Origin of the sequence: Corynebacterium halotolerans (genome assembly GCF_050107895.1) — a bacterium.
Lineage (GTDB): Bacteria > Actinomycetota > Actinomycetes > Mycobacteriales > Mycobacteriaceae > Corynebacterium > Corynebacterium halotolerans_B.
The window spans coordinates 180,741-199,737 of record NZ_JBNILW010000007.1 but is presented as its reverse complement, the minus strand read 5'-3'; the positions used below and the strand labels follow the sequence as shown (position 1 = coordinate 199,737).

General features: G+C 64.5%; 16 protein-coding genes and 2 pseudogenes. 3 read left to right on the top strand and 15 right to left on the bottom strand.

Annotated elements, in window-relative coordinates:
- Nucleotides 1-133: 133 nt before the first annotated feature.
- The 4 genes and pseudogenes from ACQCVD_RS09035 to ACQCVD_RS09020 all read right to left on the bottom strand — a co-directional run.
- Nucleotides 134-1,675 (bottom strand): annotated as a pseudogene (locus tag ACQCVD_RS09035) (hypothetical protein); the annotation flags it as partial.
- Between the two features lie 24 nt (nt 1,676-1,699).
- Nucleotides 1,700-1,999 (bottom strand): annotated as a pseudogene (locus ACQCVD_RS09030) (ATP-binding cassette domain-containing protein); the annotation flags it as partial.
- A 121-nt stretch (nt 2,000-2,120) separates the two neighbouring features.
- Nucleotides 2,121-2,297 carry a hypothetical protein gene (locus ACQCVD_RS09025; RefSeq protein WP_426823408.1) on the bottom strand — a complete coding sequence of 59 codons (177 nt, stop codon included), beginning with the start codon at nt 2,295-2,297 and terminating at the stop codon, nt 2,121-2,123.
- 58 nt (nt 2,298-2,355) lie between these two features.
- Complete coding sequence (locus ACQCVD_RS09020) at nt 2,356-2,730, bottom strand: GntR family transcriptional regulator (protein ID WP_426823407.1); 375 nt, start codon at nt 2,728-2,730, stop codon at nt 2,356-2,358.
- 312 nt (nt 2,731-3,042) lie between these two features.
- On the opposite strand from ACQCVD_RS09020, the gene ACQCVD_RS09015 reads away from it, so the two are divergent.
- Nucleotides 3,043-4,416, top strand: a complete 1,374-nt coding sequence (locus tag ACQCVD_RS09015; protein WP_426823406.1) for an NYN domain-containing protein — start codon at nt 3,043-3,045, stop codon at nt 4,414-4,416.
- 108 nt (nt 4,417-4,524) lie between these two features.
- Here ACQCVD_RS09015 and ACQCVD_RS09010 read toward each other — a convergent pair whose 3' ends face one another.
- Nucleotides 4,525-5,445, bottom strand: coding sequence for a PspA/IM30 family protein (locus ACQCVD_RS09010; RefSeq protein ID WP_426823405.1), 921 nt, complete (start codon nt 5,443-5,445; stop codon nt 4,525-4,527).
- A 325-nt stretch (nt 5,446-5,770) separates the two neighbouring features.
- Nucleotides 5,771-6,163: a thioredoxin gene (gene trxA, locus ACQCVD_RS09005; protein ID WP_426823404.1), complete on the bottom strand. Its 393-nt coding sequence runs from the start codon at nt 6,161-6,163 to the stop codon at nt 5,771-5,773.
- Between the two features lie 220 nt (nt 6,164-6,383).
- Here trxA and ACQCVD_RS09000 point away from each other — a divergent pair, with 220 nt between their 5' ends.
- Both ACQCVD_RS09000 and ACQCVD_RS08995 read left to right on the top strand, forming a co-directional pair.
- On the top strand, nt 6,384-6,584 hold the full coding sequence (locus ACQCVD_RS09000; protein WP_426823403.1) for a heavy-metal-associated domain-containing protein: 201 nt from the start codon (nt 6,384-6,386) through the stop codon (nt 6,582-6,584).
- Nucleotides 6,585-6,771: 187 nt separating this feature from the next.
- A complete protein-coding gene (locus ACQCVD_RS08995) occupies nt 6,772-8,154 on the top strand; it encodes an MFS transporter (protein WP_426823402.1) in 1,383 nt (460 codons plus the stop codon).
- On the opposite strand, the gene ACQCVD_RS08990 is transcribed toward ACQCVD_RS08995, so the two are convergent.
- The 9 genes from ACQCVD_RS08990 to ACQCVD_RS08950 all read right to left on the bottom strand — a co-directional run bounded on the left by ACQCVD_RS08990 (nt 8,151) and on the right by ACQCVD_RS08950 (nt 18,928).
- The gene (locus tag ACQCVD_RS08990) at nt 8,151-8,342 is read right to left on the bottom strand and encodes a hypothetical protein (protein WP_426823401.1); all 192 of its coding nucleotides are present in this window, start codon (nt 8,340-8,342) and stop codon (nt 8,151-8,153) included. The two genes, ACQCVD_RS08995 and ACQCVD_RS08990, sit on opposite strands and share 4 nt — an antisense overlap.
- Before the next feature lie 320 nt (nt 8,343-8,662).
- A complete protein-coding gene (dnaB, locus tag ACQCVD_RS08985) occupies nt 8,663-10,174 on the bottom strand; it encodes a replicative DNA helicase (protein ID WP_426823400.1) in 1,512 nt (503 codons plus the stop codon).
- A gap of 132 nt (nt 10,175-10,306) precedes the next feature.
- On the bottom strand, nt 10,307-12,247 hold the full coding sequence (locus ACQCVD_RS08980) for a glycoside hydrolase family 15 protein (protein ID WP_426823399.1): 1,941 nt from the start codon (nt 12,245-12,247) through the stop codon (nt 10,307-10,309).
- 508 nt (nt 12,248-12,755) lie between these two features.
- A complete protein-coding gene (gene rplI, locus ACQCVD_RS08975) occupies nt 12,756-13,208 on the bottom strand; it encodes a 50S ribosomal protein L9 (protein ID WP_426823398.1) in 453 nt (150 codons plus the stop codon).
- A 91-nt stretch (nt 13,209-13,299) separates the two neighbouring features.
- On the bottom strand, nt 13,300-13,968 hold the full coding sequence (locus tag ACQCVD_RS08970) for a single-stranded DNA-binding protein (protein WP_426823397.1): 669 nt from the start codon (nt 13,966-13,968) through the stop codon (nt 13,300-13,302).
- A gap of 142 nt (nt 13,969-14,110) precedes the next feature.
- Nucleotides 14,111-14,398, bottom strand: a complete 288-nt coding sequence (gene rpsF, locus ACQCVD_RS08965) for a 30S ribosomal protein S6 (RefSeq protein WP_426823396.1) — start codon at nt 14,396-14,398, stop codon at nt 14,111-14,113.
- A gap of 224 nt (nt 14,399-14,622) precedes the next feature.
- Complete coding sequence (locus ACQCVD_RS08960; protein WP_426823395.1) at nt 14,623-14,814, bottom strand: hypothetical protein; 192 nt, start codon at nt 14,812-14,814, stop codon at nt 14,623-14,625.
- A 14-nt stretch (nt 14,815-14,828) separates the two neighbouring features.
- Nucleotides 14,829-16,442 (bottom strand): glycosyltransferase family 87 protein, encoded by a 1,614-nt coding sequence (locus ACQCVD_RS08955; protein ID WP_426823394.1) that lies wholly within the window; start codon nt 16,440-16,442, stop codon nt 14,829-14,831.
- Nucleotides 16,443-16,666: 224 nt separating this feature from the next.
- Nucleotides 16,667-18,928 carry a transglycosylase domain-containing protein gene (locus ACQCVD_RS08950; protein WP_426823393.1) on the bottom strand — a complete coding sequence of 754 codons (2,262 nt, stop codon included), beginning with the start codon at nt 18,926-18,928 and terminating at the stop codon, nt 16,667-16,669.
- Between the last annotated feature and the right edge of the window lie 69 nt (nt 18,929-18,997).

The window sequence follows — 18,997 nt, the reverse complement described above, 5'->3', positions numbered from 1 at the left end:
GCCAATCACAAACCACAGTCACACTGTGTATTCGGGGCGTTGTCGGTCGCGGCGACTCCCATAAAGTTACACACCCACCCACCCCAACCACAAACCCGCAGCTCACACCACCAAAACCACCACCACAGTCGCGTCATCCCCGTCCGGTCCGCAGCCCGAGCCAGCTGCGCAGTCCGCCGGCGAAGACAACATGACGTTTGACCACCGTCGGCAGGAGCAAGGCGAACGCCAGGTATTGGAGAGCAGCCAACCCGATCGTCCTGACGGCGTCGGCATCGCCCCGAGCGAGCAACACCAGGAACAGGACAGTGGCAGCGCAGAAGATCAGTGTGATCCACCAGTTGCTGTTCCGTCCCGACAGCTCCAGCAACACCGCCAGCACGGGGACCGTCAGCGCCGTAATAGACAGGGTCACGACCGTGGTGGCTGCAGGCCCGGTGCCGGCGAGCCAGGCGTAGAGCCCACCGTCGATTCCCACCATCGCCGGGCCGATCAACCCCAACAGCGCGGTTTCGTGGGCCCAGCGTCGCCTGCCCCCGCCGATCCGTATCCAATTTTCAAGGGATTGCCCCACGGTCTTCATCATCTGGAAACCGACGAACAGAGCCATCGCCACCGCCACAAAGACGATTCGCAGAGGGTCAGGCTCGGCGAATAAGCCGGCCACCAGATCGATGCCGAGGATCGCCACCAGGAAGCTGGCCCAGAGCCCCACCCAGGTTTTCCCCTGGGGAGCACGGATGATCTGGTTGACCGGTGTCATCGGCAACCCGCCGCCTGCACCGTCGTCCTTGGCCTCGGCCCGCGTCCTTGAGGTTCCCATCCAGGGCTCGGTCGGACGAGGGCGGCGGATCAGCCGGTAGGCGAGTACTGCCACTACGCCAGCCACCAGGACCCAGTCGATCCCTGCAGCGGAGATTGCCCCAACCACACCAGTGGTCACCAGCAACATCAGGGCAAACACCGCAAGGAGGGCCTGCTTGTGCCGCGACCAGTGGACGCGACTCAGGTCCACCGCCTGGTAGTCCCGGAAATCTGGGCTGGTGTTCAGCAGATAGACCAGCAGCACGAGGAGGAAGAACCAGCGCTGCCACCCGTCGGGAGTCAGAGTGATCATCACCGCCATGCCAATTCCGAAGGCGAACATGATCAGCAGGTACGGCGTCAGTGCGAGGTGGCCGAAGAGTTTCAGTTCATTCGCGGTGCGGTTCATCGTGGTTCCCCGCTCATAGCCAATACAGCCTGTTCCAGCGTGATCCCGGAAACCCGCAATCGCCCGCCAAGCTGGTGGAAGGTCGTACGCGGCGTCGGCGAGCACAGGCTGCTGCCGCAGATCAATCACGCTGCGGCGGCCGACCGGGATCTCCTCCCGCTGCAATTCCGGCACCGGGCCCAGCCGGCTGAGAAGACGGTCCACCTCTTCGGCCGATCCGAACACCTCCAGGATCTGCTCGGACATCTCCTGGATCGCACCGTTGAGGTGCACCCGGCCCTCCTCCAGATAGAGAACCGTGTCCAACAGCTTCTCCGATTCGTGCAGATGGTGGGTGGACAGCACGATGGTGCGGTTGCTTCGAACCGTCTCCTCACGCAGCAGCCGGTAGAACTCCTCACGCTTCTCCACGTCCAACCCGAGGTACGGCTCATCCAGTAGGAGCAGTCCACACCCGGAGGCGACCGCGAGTACGAGTGCGGCCGCTGACTTCTGGCCGCGGGAGAGTGCGGAGTAGGCCTTTCTACCGGGAAGCTCGAAGCGTTCCGCCAACTCCTGCGCCCGGTCCCCGTCCCAGCCGATGTAGCGGGCGGCACCCACCGCCAACAGTTTCTTGAGGGACCAGGCGTCGGGGAGTGGGGCGTCGATACCCGCGAGCACCGTGCGGTCCATGACCCCCGGATTATCGAAAGGATCGGTTCCGAAAACCCGCACCTCGCCATCGTGTTGAAGCTGGCCGGCGAGCACCCGCAGCAGCGTGGTCTTGCCGGCGCCGTTGGGGCCGATGAGCCCGTGAATGAGTCCGGGCTCCAGGGAGAAGTCCAGGTCCAGTAGCACTTGCCCGGCTTTCGGGCAACTGGCGCTCAGCCTGGTGGCGGTGATGAGTGATGAAGTCATGAACGTGCTCCTACCTATCAGCGAACTTGTGGGTGTCAGGGAGAATGCGGGCGCCATTTGTAGCGTGGGTCAGCCGGTACTGGAGGTACAGTCCGATGAGGAAAAAGGTGCCGCCGGCCACCGCAGCAATGGCGGCATTCGACGAGGTCGGATTCTCCAGCAGGTCCCTGCCGAACGTGGCGAACAACGGGCCTGATCCCTGTGAGGCCCAGCGGTAACCACGGAAACATCCCTATCAGCAGGTGTCATTGATACAGTCCTCGGCTTTCTGCGACACGTTCCAGCAGGTCATGGACATCCGTGCGGGACAGGCCCAGTTTGACGGCCTCATCGACCAGCGGAGCGAGATAGTTGGCGGCGAAATCTTGGCGGCGGCGCTCCAGAATGATGCCGCGGGCCTCGGCCGTGACGAACATTCCGATACCGCGGCGCTTCTCCAGAATTCCCAGCTCGACCAGCAGGGTCAGCCCCTTGCGTGCCGTGGCGGGATTGATCTGGTGGAATTCCGCCAGTTCATTGGTGGAGGGAGCCCGTTCCCCGGCATGCAGCTGATTTTCGACGATCGCGTCCTCCAGCAAGGCAGCGATCTGACGGAAGAGCGGTGCCGCAACCCCATCCATGTTCCCCACCTCCGGCGATCCCACGTCGGTTAGTTAGTTGGTTACTTGTGTAACTAACCATAGGGTCGGAAGGGACGCGTCGCAAGGGCCCCGCCACTCCATCCACAGAGCTGGGTTTACCGTGATTGCCGTGCACAAACGACTTGGTTACCCGAAAACAGGGCATAACTGACACCGATCACTGCATGTAGTTCCATCAATCAACGCCATGACCGGGGAAACCCGTATGCCTTCGACGCTCTCCCTCCAATTAGGGCATGCTTGGGGGTGACAACTGTTTGAGACAACGTAAATGAACGGAAATTAGGAGCCATGCTTGAGCGAACACAAGTATTTGTCGACACGTCCTACCTGCTTGCGAGCTTTTACAACTCCTGGGAGACCGGCGCCCGGGCGCAGTTAGAAATCGATCTTCCCGAGGTGGTGGCACAGCTCGGGAACATGATTAACAATCAGCTCAACCAACCCATTCACCGCCAGTTCTGGTATGACGGCATCCCCGATTCCGGTCCGCACCGCTACCAGCGTGCTCTGCGGACCTGCGACGGCGTGCTCCTGCGCGCCGGCCAGCTGATCGAATGGGGGGAGCGCCGCACCCAGAAGGCCGTGGACACCCGCCTGGTCGCGGACATGGTCCTGGCTGCGGTCCGCCAGCACTGCTCGGACATCGTCCTGGTCTCCGGGGACGCCGACATGATCCCCGGAGTGCAGGAGGCCACCAGCGCCGGAGTCCGGGTGCACCTCTACGGTTTCGGCTGGGATTCCATGTCCTCCGCGCTGCGGCACGCCTGTGACACGACCACGATCCTCGATCCGCGGGAGGACTTCGCCGACACCATGCAATTGCAGGTGCTCGAGGGACCGCTGCCGCTGTCAGTGCGCACCAAGCCGATCGGTGACGCCGAGCCCGTCGATGACATGAGCCCGACCACCGTGCCCAAGTCCGCCATGCCACCGGAACCGCCGACCAACTCCCGGTCCGCAGGCGAGGACTCGTCCACCGGTGCCGCCTCTGCCGCCGAGCCAACGGCTGACGACGCCCCGTCGGTCCCCGCTCCGGCGGAGCAGGCACCCAAGGGACCGACGCCGAATGACCTCGCCGGGACCGGCCCGGTGACACCAAAGCCGGGGGAGCGGAAACCCGCTGATTCTTCTCCGACTCAGACACCGGAGGAGACGGCAGCCGCGGAGGAGTCCGCGAGCGCGGCACCGGCCACACCGACAGCCCGGAGTGAAACTGCGCCCGACGATGTCGGTGGCTCCATGGCGGAGCCCGCGTCACCAGCCACGCCACCGGCGTCCGCGGTGGAATCCGAGACCCGGAAGGTGCCGAAACCCTCCGGTCCGCCCAAGCCGTCGATGATGGCGCCCCGCCGGAAGTTGCGCTCGCGCTATGTACCACTGCCAAATGAGGTGTGGACCTCAGCTGGATCGCAGACCCCCTATGATGTGGGCCAGCAGTACGCCTCGTGGTGGTACGACAACGCGGCCAGCGTGGACCAGCGGGACCAGGCGCACCTGCTCTCCGGTGGCGGGCTGCCGCCGGAGATTGACCGCCCCCTGCTTCAGTTCGCCTGCGAGACCCTCCACGAGTACACGCTGAGCGAGGCCCAGCGGGTCAACCTCCGCGACGGTTTCCATGCCGGCATCCGAGGAGTGCTGCTCAACATCCCCCGGGAACGCTGAGGACACCGGATTCGGCGTAGGCGGAACCCTGCCGGACCCCGCCGCACTCTGGCAGTGCAGCGGGGTCCGTTCACGTCCCGGGGTAGGTGCCTGGCCGGGGAGTTCCGGCTACTTCCGGTCCTGTCCCCCGGCTTCCTGGCCAGTGCCGTCACCGGCGCCCCCGGCGGCGTCGGCACCCGGCTTTTCCTGGGCGGGCTTCTCGTCGGCCGGGTTGGTTTCAGGCGCATCGGCCGGGGTGTCTGTCTCCGCAGCGCCCTCCGTCAGCTCACCGCTGCTCTGCTGCGCTCCGCCCGGGGTCAACTCGGAACCACCGGACAGCTGGGCCCGGATCTCCGCCAGCCGGGCGGAGGCCTTCATGTCGGTGCCGGACTGCTGGATCTCCGCCATCCGGTCGCTCACCGAGTGCTGGGTGAGCTCCTGCGCGCCAAGGGCGTCGGCGTAGCGCTTCTCGATCTTCTCCCGCACCCCGTCGAGAGTGGGGACCGAATCATCCGGCTTCAGGGAATTCATCGAGTCCATGGCCTTGGCGGACGTCTCCTGCATCTTGGCCTGGTCGGCCTGCGCGCGCAGCTGGTCAATCTGGCTGAGCTGTTCCTTGAGGCGCATCTCGGATTCCTTCTGCTGCTGCTGCGCCTGCTGCGCCGCCTGCTCAGCCTGGGCATGCAGCTGCTTGGACTCCTCGATCTGCTGTTCAACGGCCACCAGCTGGGAAGCGAACACCTCGGCGGTGTTGTTGAACTGCTGCGATTTCTCTGAGTCCCCCTCCTGTGCAGCCTGATCCGCGGCGTTGAGCGCCTGGCGGGTCTTGTCCTGCAGATCCGCCTGTGAATTCACCAGCCGGTCCAGCTTCATCTCAAGCTGCTTCTTGTTGCCGATGATGCTCGCGGCCTGCTCGGTGATCTGCTGGTGCTGGCGCTTTGCAGCGTCAGTGGCCTGCTGGATCTGCACCTTGGGGTCAGCGTTCTCGTCGATCTTCGAGTCCAGCGAAGACATGAGGTACTTCCAACCCTTGCTGAATGGATTTGCCATGATGTTGTCTTACTCACTTTCTCGAGTCCCGGGAACAGCAGTTAGGTTTCACTCTACTGGCAAAATGAGGCCCTCGCCGGGACGATTTACGCTGCGATGGCCGTCATTCCGGCGGTAGCGCGGCGGGTAAACCTGGGCTTTCCACTGAAAACAGCAGCCTTTCCGGGGCAGGCAGCAGTCTTGGGTCGCCAGCGGTGCCGCGCCAACCGGCCAGGCTGGAAGACCCCGGAGAGGCCACATCCCCCGACAGAACGAAACCGGCCCGGGCTTCCCCACGTGGGGAAGCCCGGGCCGGTCAGTGATCCGCCCTTGGCGGTCAGTGTTATCAGGAGTTGTCGCGCTGCTCAGCGTCGCGGGCGGCGTTGGCCTCGGCCACCTGGCGGCGGACCTCCTCCATGTCCAGACCCTTGACCTGACCGATCAGGTCTTCCAGGGCGTTCGGGGGGAGTGCTCCGGCATCACGGTAGACCATGATGCCGTCGCGGAAAACCATCAGCGTCGGAATGGACTGAATTTCCAGGGCCGCGGAGAGGTTCTGGTTCGCCTCGGTGTCGAGCTTGGCGAAGGTGGCGTCCGGGTGGTTCTCCGAGGCCTTCTCATAAGTGGGGGCGAAAGCCTTGCAGGGGCCACACCAGGAGGCCCAGGCGTCAACCAGGACGATCCCCTCGGCGGTGACGGTGTTTTCGAATGTGTCTTCAGTTACATCAATGGTTGCCATGAACTATCTCCTGCAATCTCTTTGTATGGTCTTCTCAGGACCACCACGTTTGGGTCTACCCCGAACAACACCGGCGGACGCCGCATCATTCCCGGCGTCGACCCCGAAGCTGGTGGGGTCCTTGCGCCCCAGGGTACGGAATCCCCGGCCCGGGACGAGTAGTTGGCCGAAGTTTTAACCGTGGTTCCCGCAGCCGCGGTATGAGGAGATGAGTTTCACCATGACCAAGAATTACGTTGTCGAGGGTATGACCTGCGAGCACTGCAGGTCCGCGGTCGAGGAGGAGATCAGTGAGGTCGTGGGTACCCAGGGGGTCGACGTCGACCTCACTTCCGGCAATGTCGCCGTCACCGGCGAGGGATTCAGCGACGGGGAGATCATCGCCGCGGTCGAGGAAGCCGGCTACACCGTCAGACAATAGGCCGCCGCCCGACGTGCCCGCGTGGCGAGCTCCGCTGTCTGAAAGGATTCCGAAGCCGCTTCGCCTGACTCCGCCCGGTTTACGAGCATATCCTCTAAGCATTCCCGATCCACCCTGGCGGTGGTCGGGGATGCTCTTTCTTTCCCCTCGATATTCATTCCCTTCGACGCTCCGGGACGGCACCTTAATGAGCACACCCACTTCATCGGACGGGGACGCAACACCCCATCAGGCTCCGGAACTGAGCCGCAATGCCCGGCTCGACCGTTTGCCGGTCACGCGCAGACATAAACGTCTGTTGTTCGGGTCCGGCATCGGCTGGGCCCTCGACGCCATGGATGTCGGGCTGATCTCCTTCATCATGGCGGCCCTGGCGGTGCATTGGAACCTGAGCGCCACCCCGACCTCCTGGCTGGGTTCGGTCGGCTTCGTGGGCATGGCGCTGGGCGCGACCTTCGGCGGATTACTGGCCGACCGGATCGGCCGCCGCCAGGTGTTCGCCCTCACGCTGCTGGTCTACGGCGCCGCCACCGGTGCTTCGGCGCTGGCGGGTTCCCTCACCGTCCTGATCATCCTGCGGTTCGTGGTGGGACTCGGCCTGGGAGCGGAACTGCCGGTGGCCTCCACACTGGTATCCGAATTCGCACCCCGGAAGGTGCGGGGGCGGATGGTGGTGTGGCTCGAGGCCTTCTGGGCACTGGGATGGCTGACGGCCGCCTGCCTCGGTGCCTTCGTGGTCTCCGCCAGTGACAATGGTTGGCGTTGGGCCCTAGCCCTCGGCTGCGTGCCTGCGGCCTATGCCCTCTACGTGCGGCTGGGACTACCGGAGTCCGTCCGGTTCCTGGAGAGCAAGGGACGGCACCGGGAAGCCGAGGATGTGGTCCTCTCCTTTGAGCAGGAGGTGACTCCGGAGCAGCTCGCGGACATCGATGCCGCAGACCGGGAGAACCCGGCCCCTGGGGCGCCGGATCGGGCGGCGGGGGAACGGTCCATCTGGTCGCCTCTCCTGCGCCGGCGGACGGTGGCGCTGTGGACCGTGTGGTTCGGGGTGAACCTGTCCTACTATGGCGCGTTCATCTGGATCCCGTCACTGCTGGTGGACCAGGGCTATACGCTGGTGCAGTCCTTCACCTTCACGCTCATCATCACCCTGGCACAACTGCCGGGCTACGCCACTGCCGCCTGGCTGATCGAGAAGTGGGGCCGACGCCTCACTCTGTCGGTGTTTCTGCTGGGCTCCGCCGGGGCGGCGGTCTTCTACGGGACTGCCAGCACTGAGGCGACGATCATCCTCGCAGGGTGCCTGCTCTCCTTCTTCAACCTGGGAGCCTGGGGTGCGCTCTACGCGATCGGACCTGAGCTCTATCCGGCGGCGGTGCGTGGTTCCGGGACCGGTGCCGCAGCCGGCTTCGGCAGGATCGCCTCCATCATCGCTCCCCTGATCGTGCCGCCGGTGCTGCTCTTCGGTGGCCCGCTGCTGCTCTTCGGGATCTTCGCGGCGTCCTTCTTCATCGCCGCGCTCGCGGCATTCACCCTCCCGGAGCAGAGGGGCAAGGTGCTGGACGTTTAAGCCCGGACACCGAACCAATCGCGGGCGAGGTGACGCAGCTGCCCACCGAGGGTCTTCGGCCGGGATTCATGACTGAAATCAGAGAGGCTGCGGGGGACATTCAGGACAGTCGCGTCATCGGTGCGCTCGACCGTGATGGTGGTGGTGTCAAGCTCGACTGTCGCCGGATCAAAGGGGCGGTCAAACATGGTGTCTCTCCTCGGAATGATTTGTGGGTGGGATCAGGCTCGTGTTAGAGCGTCCGAGACCTTGTTACTGACCAGAAATTTACCCATTCTTTCCTGCTCAAGCACCATTGGTTAGGCGTTCCTCATAAAGGGTAACTTTATATAGGAATACCTAAAAACGCCGTCACCAGCAGTTTCCCCCAAGAGAAAAACCGGCCATCTGAGGACGGCCGGCTTCGGGGGTAGTTTTCAGGGGTGATGTTCCGGGAGAGTGGGAAATTTCACTTCCACTACAGGCCCCGCGCGGCGCCGCGGCCGGAAGGACCTTCCCTGCGCGCGATTTAACCCGCGCGGGGCATGCTGACGAAACGGGAGTAGTGCAGCTGGTGGGCGACCATGACGGTGTCGATCGGACCGCCACGGTGCTTGGCGACGATGATGTCGGCCTCACCGGCACGTTCACTGTCCCGATCCTGGGAATCGGGCCGGTTGAGCAGCATGACGATATCGGCGTCCTGCTCCAGGGAACCGGACTCACGCAGGTCAGACAACTGCGGCTTCTTATCGTTTCGGGCTTCCGGGCCACGGTTGAGCTGGGAAATCGCGATCAGTGGCACATCCAGCTCCTTGGCCAGCAGCTTGAGCTGACGTGAGAACTCCGAAACCTCCTGCTGCCGGGACTCGACCTTCTTGCCCGAGCTCATCAGCTGCAGGTAGTCCACCACGATCAACTGCAGATCATGCTTCTGCTTCAACCGTCGGGCCTTGGAACGAATCTCCATCATGGTCAGGTTGGGGGAGTCGTCGATGAACAGCGGGGCCTCGGAGATCTGTCCCACCCGGTTGGCCAGTTTCGCCCACGCCTCGTCTGTCATCCGCCCCGAGCGCATTTCGGAGAGCTTGATCTCGGTCTCCGCGGAGAGCAAGCGCATGACGATCTCGGACTTGCTCATCTCCAGGGAGAAGATGGCCGAGGTCTTGCCGTTCGCGATCGAACAGGAGCGCATGAAGTCCAGGCCCAGGGTCGACTTACCCACGCCGGGACGGGCCGCGACGATGATCATCTGGCCACCGTGCAGGCCATTGGTCAGGTTGTCCAGGTCCTCGAACCCGGTGGGCACCCCGGAGGCGAGGCCGCCGTGCGCGGCGATCTCGTCGAGCTCATCCATCGTCGGCTGCAGGATGTCCGCCAGGACAGCGTAGTCCTCGGTGACATTGCGCTGGGCAATGCCGAAGACCTCCTGCTGTGCCATGTCGATCACGGCGTCGACCTCGGCGCCCTCCGTACCCTCATAGCCCAGTTGGACCACCCGGGTGCCTGCGTTGACCAAGCGCCGCAGAATCGCCTTCTCGGAGACGATCTCAGCGTAGTAGCGAGCGTTGGCGGCCGTGGGGACCGAAGAGATCAGGGTATGCAGATAAGGGGCGCCACCCACGCGGTCCAGGTCCAGGTTGCGGTCCAACCGGCCCGCGACGATCACCGGGTCAATCTCCTTGTTGTCGGAGAAGAGATCGATGATCGCCTTGTAGATCAGCTGGTGCGCCGGCTTGTAGAAGTCATCGGGCGACAGTTCCTCCAGGATGTCGATGACCGTCGTGGGGGCCAGGAGCATCGCGCCGAGTACACCCTGCTCCGCCTCGTTATCGTGGGGCGGCTGCCGGAACTCTGTGACCGGCTGCTGGGGCCGGTTACGGCGCTCAAAACGGCGTGCGGGAGCCTTCGTCTGGCCCCCGCCGCCAAAAGCCGGTTCAGGTAGCGCCATCGCGGCATCGCCGAAGCTCGCGGGCGCGTCGTGGTCGGAGGGGGGAACATAATGGTCATCGAAGCTGGCATCGGAGGTTCCCGAGGACATCCTGGCACACCCTTTCATCCCGGAGTTTCAGGCTCGTGCTCTCACCTTAGTCCCGGGGCAGGGCAAGGAAAAACCCTTCGTGACCGAGTCGTTGAAGCTGTGGATGGATGGTGTTGTCCACAGCTGGGGCGGCTAGCTGCTTGACGCCGCGCGTTCGATTTCCTCCACTTCCCGAATGGCGTCGGAGGCGCGGATCAACGCCAGGTGGGAAAACGCCTGGGGGAAGTTGCCGGCCAGGCGGCCGGTCGCCGGGTCATACTCCTCGGCGAGCAGACCGAGGTCATTGGCGTAGCCGCAGAGACGGTCCATGTCCCGCTTGGCGTCCTCCAGCCTCCCGGAGCGGGCGTACTGCTCAACCAGCCAGAAGGCGCAGATCAGAAACGGGTACTCATCACCGGCCAGGCCGTCGAGCCCGGCCTCGGTGCGGTAACGGTAGACCAACCCGTGGGGGTCCACCAGGTCCTCCTCGATCTTGGCCACGGTGCCCAACATCTTCGGGTCGCGCGGATGGATGAACCTGGTGTGCGGCAGCTGCAGTAGGGAGGCATCCACCTCCGTACCGCCGTAAACCTGGGTGAAACTGTTCAGCTCTTCGTTGAAGCCGTGGGCCAGGATCTCCTGTTCCAGCCGATCCCGGTACTCCTTCCAGGTCTCCACCTCACCTTCGAAGCCGTGCTCGGCCACCGCCCGGATGCCCTCGTTGAACGCGGCCCACATCATCACCCGCCCATGGGTGAAGTAGTGGAGCTCACCCCGCATCTCCCAGATGCCGTGGTCCTTCCGGTCGAAGTTGGCGATGGTGTAATCCAACAGGGCGATCTGCAGATTCCAGGAGTAGGGGGTCTCGGGGTAACCGGCGTCACGGATCTTGGCCAGCGCCAGCATCACCTCGCCCACCACATCCGCCTGATATTGGTCAGCAGCACCGTTGCCGACCCGGACCGGGGTGGAGTTCTCGTACCCGCTCAGGTGATCGAGCGTCTGCTCGGGCAGCTGCCGTTCCCCGCCCAGGCCGTACATGATCTGCAGCTTGTCGGGATCGCCGGCGACGGCCCGCAGAAGCCAATCCCGCCAGCTGGCGGCGCCCTTGATGAGACCGTGGGACACCATGACCTCCACGGTCAACGAGGCGTCGCGGAGCCAGGTGAAGCGGTAGTCCCAGTTGCGGACCCCGCCGAAATCCTCCGGCAGGGAGGCGGTGGGGGCGGCGACGATCCCGCCGGTCTCCCGGTGGGTCAGGGCTCGCAGCACCAGCAGGGAGCGGATCACGTGACGCTGGTTGACGTCCCCGGTCTCCAGACGCCGCAACCAGTCCTCCCAGAAACTATCCGCCCTCCATAGCGCAGCGATCGGCTCCTCGGGGACCGGCAGGGCCCGCCAGGGGCGGAACCAGGTCAACTGCCAGGATTCACTCTGCCCCTCCGTGATGCGAAAGCGTCCCCCCAACCGGGAGGTTTGGGCACCGGAGGCCTCCAGGACATCGTCACCGTCACCATCACCGGCACCGTCATCAGCCGCGTCATCCTCCATGGACTGCAGGAGGGGGCCACTGATCAGCACACCATCGGGACCGGCGGTGCACAGCAGCCCGATCTCCTCCGAGCCGGGAACCTCAGTCGGGCGGAACCACGGCTCCACGCGGGCATAACTGAAGCGCACCCGCATATCGTGTTCAATCTCGACCTCTCCCTCAAGACATTCCACGAAGCGGATGACATCCGCCTGCTTGTTGCCGGGCGGCATGAAGTCGGTGACCCGGGCGGTGCCGTGTGGTCCCTGCCAGGTTGTCTCCAGAATAAAGGTGTTCCCGCGGTACTGGCGGGAAACCACCGTGCCGTCTGCCACCGACATCTTCCAGCGGCCGTCATCCGGGCCGCCGAGGATGGCGGTGAAGATGGACTCGGAGTCGAAGCGGGGGAGGCAGAGCCAGTCGATTGATCCCGTCCGGGACACCAGTGGCCCGGTGTGCAGATCTGAAAGGAGTGCGTAGTCCTCCAACGGGGTGCTCCGCGTCCGGCGGGGCACCCTCGGCTTCTTCAGGGTGGCGGGGTACAGCTCGTGTGGCACGGTCATACCATCATTTCTAGTTCAATCCGGCCGAACGGGTCAGACCCCGAGTTTTATGGTATCCGGGATATCTTCCACAGGACCTGTGGATAACTTTTGAGCAGCCGGTGGAAAAGTGGCGATTTCGGTGCATGACTGTGGCCAAATTGTGGACAACCTTCCGCGAATACCCGGTAGGTACCGGCATAAACACTGGTGGGAGCGTTATTCGGGGTGTGGATAACTGTGGAGAAACCGTGAATAACTCGCATCACCAGCTGGTTTGACACGGTCTGAAACCCACGCTAGGGCCCCGATAGTCCCCTCACGTGGGGAAACAGCAGATTAACGGGCCACGAACATTCCACAATTATCCACAGTTATCCACAAGAGCTTCCCGGACCCTGCGGGAAGGCCCGCACCGGAAAAGCCCGACGGCCCCGTCACCACCGGAAGTAGAAACTTCCGCAGGGTGTCGGGGCCGTCGGGTGCTGTTGTCGTTGGGCTAGAAACTAGCCGCCGTCTGAACGCGTGATTACGCGGCGACGACCTTGAAGTTCACCTTGCCGGCAACCTCGGGGTGCAGTTGGACCTTGACCTGGTAGTTACCGGTCGATTTGATCAGGTTCTTCGGAACCTCGATGTTGCGCTTGTCCAGGGTCGGGCCGCCTGCCTGCTTCACGGCGTCGGCGATATCGCCGGCCTTCACAGAACCGAAGAGCTTGCCCTTCTCGGAGGAGCGGACCGCCACGGAGACGTCCTTGAGCTCCTCCAGTGCCTCACGAACCTCGTGGGCGTGGTCGAGGTCGCGGATCGCGCGAGCCTCCTGGGCACGCTTGATGCCCTCAATCTGCTTCTGAGCACCGCGGGTGGCAACGATGGCCAGGCCGCGGGGAAGCAGGTAGTTGCGTCCGTAGCCGTCCTTGACTTCCACGATGTCGCCAGAGACTCCGAGGTTGTCAACGTCGGCGGTGAGGATCAGCTTCATGATCCCTGCCTTTCATTGTTCTTTCCCGACCCGTTCCGGCGCACCGGTCGAGTAGGGAAGTGTGAATTCAGTTGATGTGTTGTGCTGTCGATCAGAACGGGGGTTCGTCGTCGGCACCACCGAAGCCACCGGCAGGCGGGGCGGAGTTCCACGGGTCATTGTCGGGAGCACCAGCGTTATTGGACTGGTTCGGCTGGTTGTTACCGCCGAAGCCACCCTGCTGGGCGCCGCCGAAGCCGCCCTGGTTACCGCCGAAGCCGCTCTGGTTGCCCTGGTTTCCACCGAAGCCACCCTGGTTGCCCTGGCCACCGCCAAAGCCACCCTGATTGCCCTGGTTTCCACCGAAGCCGCCCTGCTGGCCGCCGCCGAAACCACCCTGGCCGCCGCCCTCACGCGGGTTGCGGTTGACCTGGGCGGTCGCATAGCGCAGCGAGGGGCCGACCTCGTCGACCTCCACCTCGAACACGGTGCGCTTCTCACCCTCACGGGTTTCAAAGGAGCGCTGCCGCAGACGGCCGGAGACCATCACGCGCATTCCCTTGGTCAGGGATTCCGCGACATTCTCCGCAGCCTGACGCCAGACGTTGCAGGTCAGGAAGAGAGCTTCCTGGTCCTCCCACTGGTTGGTCTGCTTGTTGAACTGCCGCGGAGTCGAGGCGATGCGGAAGTTGGCTACCGCAGCGCCTGCCGGGGTGAAACGTAGTTCCGGGTCAGCAACGAGGTTGCCGACGACTGTGATGGGGGTATCTCCCTGTGCCATGTTCCAGATGCCTTCCTGCTGTGCGTGCTCGGTGGTTCAGTGTCACTGGCGACGAAAGCAGCACGCGCATTGACGCGTGCCGGGTGATTCGTCGGCTCAGTACCCACGAGTGTGGTGGGTTCGCACCCACCAGTATCCGCTCTTACTTGTCAGCGCGCAGAACCTTGGTTCGCAGAACGTTGTCGTTCAGGTTCAGCAGACGGTCGAACTCCAGCACGGTTGCCGACTCACACTCGAGATCGACGACGGTGTAGATACCCTCTTCGTTCTTGTTGATCGGGTAAGCAAGGCGACGCTTGCCCCACACATCAACCTTCACAACCTTGCCGCTGTCCTTACGGACGACTTCAAGGTACTTGTCCAGGGACGGGGTAACGGTGCGTTCATCCTGACTCGGATCCAGAATGATCATGATTTCGTATTGACGCACGGACCTCATCACCTCCTATGGTCTAGTAATTTGAATCGGCCAAACCCCGGTTGGGTATGGCAGGAGGGTCGTTGCGTCAAGCAACCTCTCAAAGGTACCCCACCGTGGGGGAAATGCGTTAATTGCCGGTTGCGGCGTTTCCCTGGGGATTTGCCGCTGCCGGCCCACCGGGGGCGACCGGAAAACCGGCGACGCCCCCCTCAGTCCCGGCGGGCCGGTGGCAGTCAGCTCACAGTGGTGCCGAAGAGCACGGCGATGGTCACCGGTACGGCGGTGACCAGCAGGAGCGCGATGACGAGCAGGGCGATGATGAGCAGCTTCGACTTTTTGTACATGAAGCCGGCGAATGCGCCACCGACACACAGAAAGCCCACGAACACGCTGGCCATGGTGATGATCATCAAGGTGTCAGACAACTGTTCCCGTTTCCTTAGTCCGTGGTGTCGTCCGGCTTCCGGCGGGTACCGGGGGCCGGAGCCGCTGCAGCGGATTCTGCTGCGCCGGTGGCTCCGTCGGTTTCGGCACCGGTGGCTGCGACACCGTGTCTGCCCTCATTATCCTTGAGGCCTCCCAGTGGGAACCGATCGGCCTGGCCGAAGACGCCGGCCAGTGGATCCCGTCCCTCGTGGGCGGCACGCACCTGATCCGTGCCTAACCCCAGCATCTGCCGGACAACCAGGACCACCAGGGCCACGATCAGGCCGTCCCGGGCGAGCACCACGAGGTTGAGCAGCTCCCCGGGCGCGCCCATGTTCTCGGTGCCCATCATGTGCCACATCAGCACCGGCCAGACCAGGGCGTCGACGGCCATCCAGGTCACCAACAGCCGCCAACGAGGCAGGGCCAGCACCGCGGGTACGAGCAGCCAGAGTGAGTACTGCGGACTCCAGACCTTGTTCACCAGGAGGAAGGCCGCCACGATGAGGAAGATCAGCTCCGCCACCCGTGGCCGGCGCCGCACCGTGATCCCCAGAACGGCGATGGCCAGGCAGAGTCCGGCGAACAGCACAAAGGTCACGGTGTTGAGGATCGCCGGGGCGCCGCCCCCGGTGTCGAAGCCGGTCCAGCCGGTGGCCCGGGAGATTACGGCGTAGATGGTGGTCCATTCCCAGCCTCGCTCGCTGTTCAACCGGAGGAACTCGTTCCAGGCGGCCGGGTAGGCGAGCATCACCGGCAGGTTGATCACCAGCCAACTGAGCACCGTGGCGACCAACATCTTGCCGAGGGCGGCGAAGTTGCGGTTGCGGACACTGAGCACCAGGTAGGCGCCGAGGATGTAGAGCGGCCAGAGTTTGAACGCCGTGCCCAGCCCGATGCACACGCCGGCCCACCAGGGGTGGCCCCGTTTGACCGCGAGCAGGGCCGCCGTCACCGCCAGGATCGAGGGGATGTCCCAGTTCGTGAAGGCATGGACGATGACCAGGGGAGAGGCCGCCACCAGCACCGTGTCCCAGATCCGGTTACCCGCCAACTCCGCCACCATGCGAATGGTGAGCACCCACATCAGTGACATGACCAGCGCGGTGAGCGCGAAGTAGAGCCCGGACTGCGGCACCGTGTGGCCGGGGATGAGATCGACGACGGGGTAGAGCAGCCGGGTCAGCCAGCCCATGAACCCCTGGAACAGGCCACCTAAGACGGGGTATTCCATGTAACGGGTCAGGTCCCCGTCCTGCCAGGAGTAGGCGTAGGGGAAACCACCCTGATCCAGTCCACGGCCGCCGAACAGCGGGACGATGTCGTTGTAGCAGGCGGAGGTGAACTGGCGGTTTCCCGACCAGTCGAGGTTGACCGTGCCGTCCGCGGTGCGGGTGCCCAGCGTGCAGTTCGCCTTGCTCAGATAGCCGAAGGACAGGAAGACGAGTGCGGTGAGCACCAGCACCCGCAGCGGCGTCCACCAGGGTTGCCGGCCGAGCCGGGCGAAACGCCCGGTGGGTCCGCCGAGGAAATCGATGAAGCCCCGGCTCAGCGGTTCAGTCCCGGCCGGCGAGACCCGGTCGTCCGGATGGCCGACAGGGCGTCGGCGGGGGGATTCCACCGTCATCGCAGTCCTCTTCTCACGTGGGTTCTCCTCGCAGCCGGGAAACTCTGTGCTTCCCGCAAACCTCATCAACACTATCCCGCCGCAGGCCGCGGCGGCGGGAGGGAAGTGCGGAACCGCGCGGGGGCGACGTCGTCACGCCCCCGGTGGCGGCCATCCTCCCGCGAAACAGGAAACCCGGCCCCGCGCCCCGGGGAGGGGCGGGGCCGGGTCCACCGGTGGCCCAGCTAGGGAGCCGGTATCAGGTCATCGGGGATGACGATCCCCGGCGCCACTTCGATGCCCCCGGGGTCGCCTTCCGGTTCGGGTGCCGGTTGCGACTCGGAGGGCGGCGGAGTGTTCTCCCCCTGGGTGGGAGCGCCCTCGGTGGGTGTCGCCCCCTCACCGCCGGTCCCGGCACCGCCCTCCGGAGCCATCTCTTCCGTCGGGGACGCCGCCGTAGTCGGGGCAGGGGCGTAGGTCTGAACGGGTGCCGGCGGAACATAGGAATTTCCCGCCCCCGTGCCGGTCCCGGAGCCCCAGGTGACAGCCTCCGGGGTGGGGAACTGCTCCACGGGCTTACCGGACAGGGCGCCGTCGAGGGAGGCCTTCCAGATGTCGGTGGGCACTCCCGAGCCGTACATGTTGCCGCCCCAGGTGTTCAGCAGCGCGGAGTTGTCGTCGGTGCCCACCCACACGGAGGTGGCCAGCTGCGGGGTGGCGCCGATCATCCAGGCGTCCTTGTTGTTGCCGGTGTCGCCCAACTGGGTGGTTCCGGTCTTCGCGGCGGAGATCCGCCCGTCGGCCAGCGCCCCGCCGGAGTAGCCGGCGATCGGCTGCATGGCGTAGAGCAGGTTGTTGGCCACGGCCTCGGAGACGCGGCGTTCGCCCTCGCTGGCCTCGTGCTGGTAGAGGACCTCGCCCGAGCCGGTCTCCACGCGCTCGACGAAGTGCGGCTGGTGCCACACGCCACCGTTGGCCAGGGTGGCCAGAGCGATGGACATGTCGATGGGGCGGGACTGGTACTGGCCGAGGACGATGCCCTCGTAGGGGACGTCACCGTTTTCGGTCAGCGTCTCCGGGATACCGGGCAGTTCGCGGGCCATGCCCAGGGCGTGCGCCATGTCGGCGGTGTCCTGGGTCTGGTTCTCGAGGTCCTGCTGCAGTCGGATGAAGCTGGTGTTGTGGGAGTACTTCAGGGCCTCCTGGATGGAGCAGTAGCCGCAGTCATAACCGTCGACGTTGGTGATGGTGATGTCGCCCGGCAGGGTGACAGGCGCTGAGGAGTACATCGTCGACAGCGGGATGCCCTGCTGCAGGGCGGCGGCCAGCCCGAAGATCTTGAAGGTGGAGCCGGTCTGCAGGGCGGCGCTGCCGTAGTCCCAGCCGGTGGCGTCCTCACCACCGTAGTAGGCGCGCACGGCACCCGTGCCCGGTTCGATGGACACGGCGGCGGCACGCAGGTTCTCACGTTCACCCGCCAGGTTGTTGTGCACGGCGTCGACGGTGGCCTCCTGGGCCTGGGCATCGATGGTGGTGGTGATGTGGAGACCGCGCGTGTTCACGTCCTGTTCGGTGATGCCCACCGTGGCCAGCTCCGCCATCACGTGGTTCTTGATCATGCCGTTGGTGCCGGTGGCCTCCATGTAGGCCTGGTTCAGGGCGGGGTCGACGGTCTGCGGGTAGTCCATGTCGGCGCGTTCCCCGGCGCTGAGGGTGCCGATCTCCACCATGCCGTCCAGCACGTAGTTCCAGCGGCCCTGCGCGCCCTCCGGGTTGGTCCACGGATCCAGCTGGCTGGGCAGCTGGATCGAGGCCGCCAACACGGCGGCTTCATCAGCACCCAGCTCAGAGACGGGTTTGCCGAAATAGGCCTGCGCGGCGGCTTCCACACCGTAGGCGTTGCGGCCGAAGTAGACGGTGTTGAGGTAGGCCGAGAGAATCTCGTCCTTGGACCACTGGTTGGTCATCTTCACCGAGTACACCAGCTCGCGGACCTTGCGGATGTAGGAGTGCTCATTACCCACCAGGGCGTTCTTGACGTACTGCTGGGTGATTGTCGAACCACCGCCCGCGGAGCCATTGCCCGTCAGCTGACCGAGCACCGCGCGGGCGTAGCCGGTGATGGAGAATCCCGGGTTGGTGTAGAACTCCCGGTCCTCCGCGGCCAGCACCGCGTTCTTCACGGGATCCGGGATGACCTCGATCGGTACCTGGGATCGGTTACCCTCCGCAGGTACGACCCGGGCCAGCTGGGTCTCCGCATCGGAGGCGTAGATCTCGGACACCTGGGGAGCAGGCAGCTCCTCCGGCTCCGGGACGTCGACCATGATGTACGCGACGAGGAACCCGCCCAGCGGAATCAGGATCGCCAGAACGACCGCTCCGATGATGGAGCGGCCGATCCACGGGTTCCGTTTCTTCCGGGCACTACGGGAACCGGACTTCGGGGACTTCCCCTCTTTCCGGCTGGCGGCTTTGTCCTTCGCGCCCTTGTTATTCTCTGACAACTTCAGTCCCAATCATCGATGTTGCTACTGCTAGAGCACAGTACTGCGTGCAGGCCGCTCGCGGAAACC

Bases quoted from the DNA above. Each gene is read 5' to 3' on its own strand.
- ACQCVD_RS09020 (WP_426823407.1), bottom strand. From the start codon at position 2,730: ATGGATGGGGTTGCGGCACCGCTCTTCCGTCAGATCGCTGCCTTGCTG.
- ACQCVD_RS09015 (WP_426823406.1), top strand. From the start codon at position 3,043: ATGCTTGAGCGAACACAAGTATTTGTCGACACGTCCTACCTGCTTGCG.
- ACQCVD_RS09010 (WP_426823405.1), bottom strand. From the start codon at position 5,445: ATGGCAAATCCATTCAGCAAGGGTTGGAAGTACCTCATGTCTTCGCTG.
- trxA (WP_426823404.1), bottom strand. From the start codon at position 6,163: ATGGCAACCATTGATGTAACTGAAGACACATTCGAAAACACCGTCACC.
- ACQCVD_RS09000 (WP_426823403.1), top strand. From the start codon at position 6,384: ATGACCAAGAATTACGTTGTCGAGGGTATGACCTGCGAGCACTGCAGG.
- ACQCVD_RS08995 (WP_426823402.1), top strand. From the start codon at position 6,772: ATGAGCACACCCACTTCATCGGACGGGGACGCAACACCCCATCAGGCT.
- ACQCVD_RS08990 (WP_426823401.1), bottom strand. From the start codon at position 8,342: ATGTTTGACCGCCCCTTTGATCCGGCGACAGTCGAGCTTGACACCACC.
- dnaB (WP_426823400.1), bottom strand. From the start codon at position 10,174: ATGTCCTCGGGAACCTCCGATGCCAGCTTCGATGACCATTATGTTCCC.
- ACQCVD_RS08980 (WP_426823399.1), bottom strand. From the start codon at position 12,247: ATGACCGTGCCACACGAGCTGTACCCCGCCACCCTGAAGAAGCCGAGG.
- rplI (WP_426823398.1), bottom strand. From the start codon at position 13,208: ATGAAGCTGATCCTCACCGCCGACGTTGACAACCTCGGAGTCTCTGGC.
- ACQCVD_RS08970 (WP_426823397.1), bottom strand. From the start codon at position 13,968: ATGGCACAGGGAGATACCCCCATCACAGTCGTCGGCAACCTCGTTGCT.
- ACQCVD_RS08955 (WP_426823394.1), bottom strand. From the start codon at position 16,442: ATGACGGTGGAATCCCCCCGCCGACGCCCTGTCGGCCATCCGGACGAC.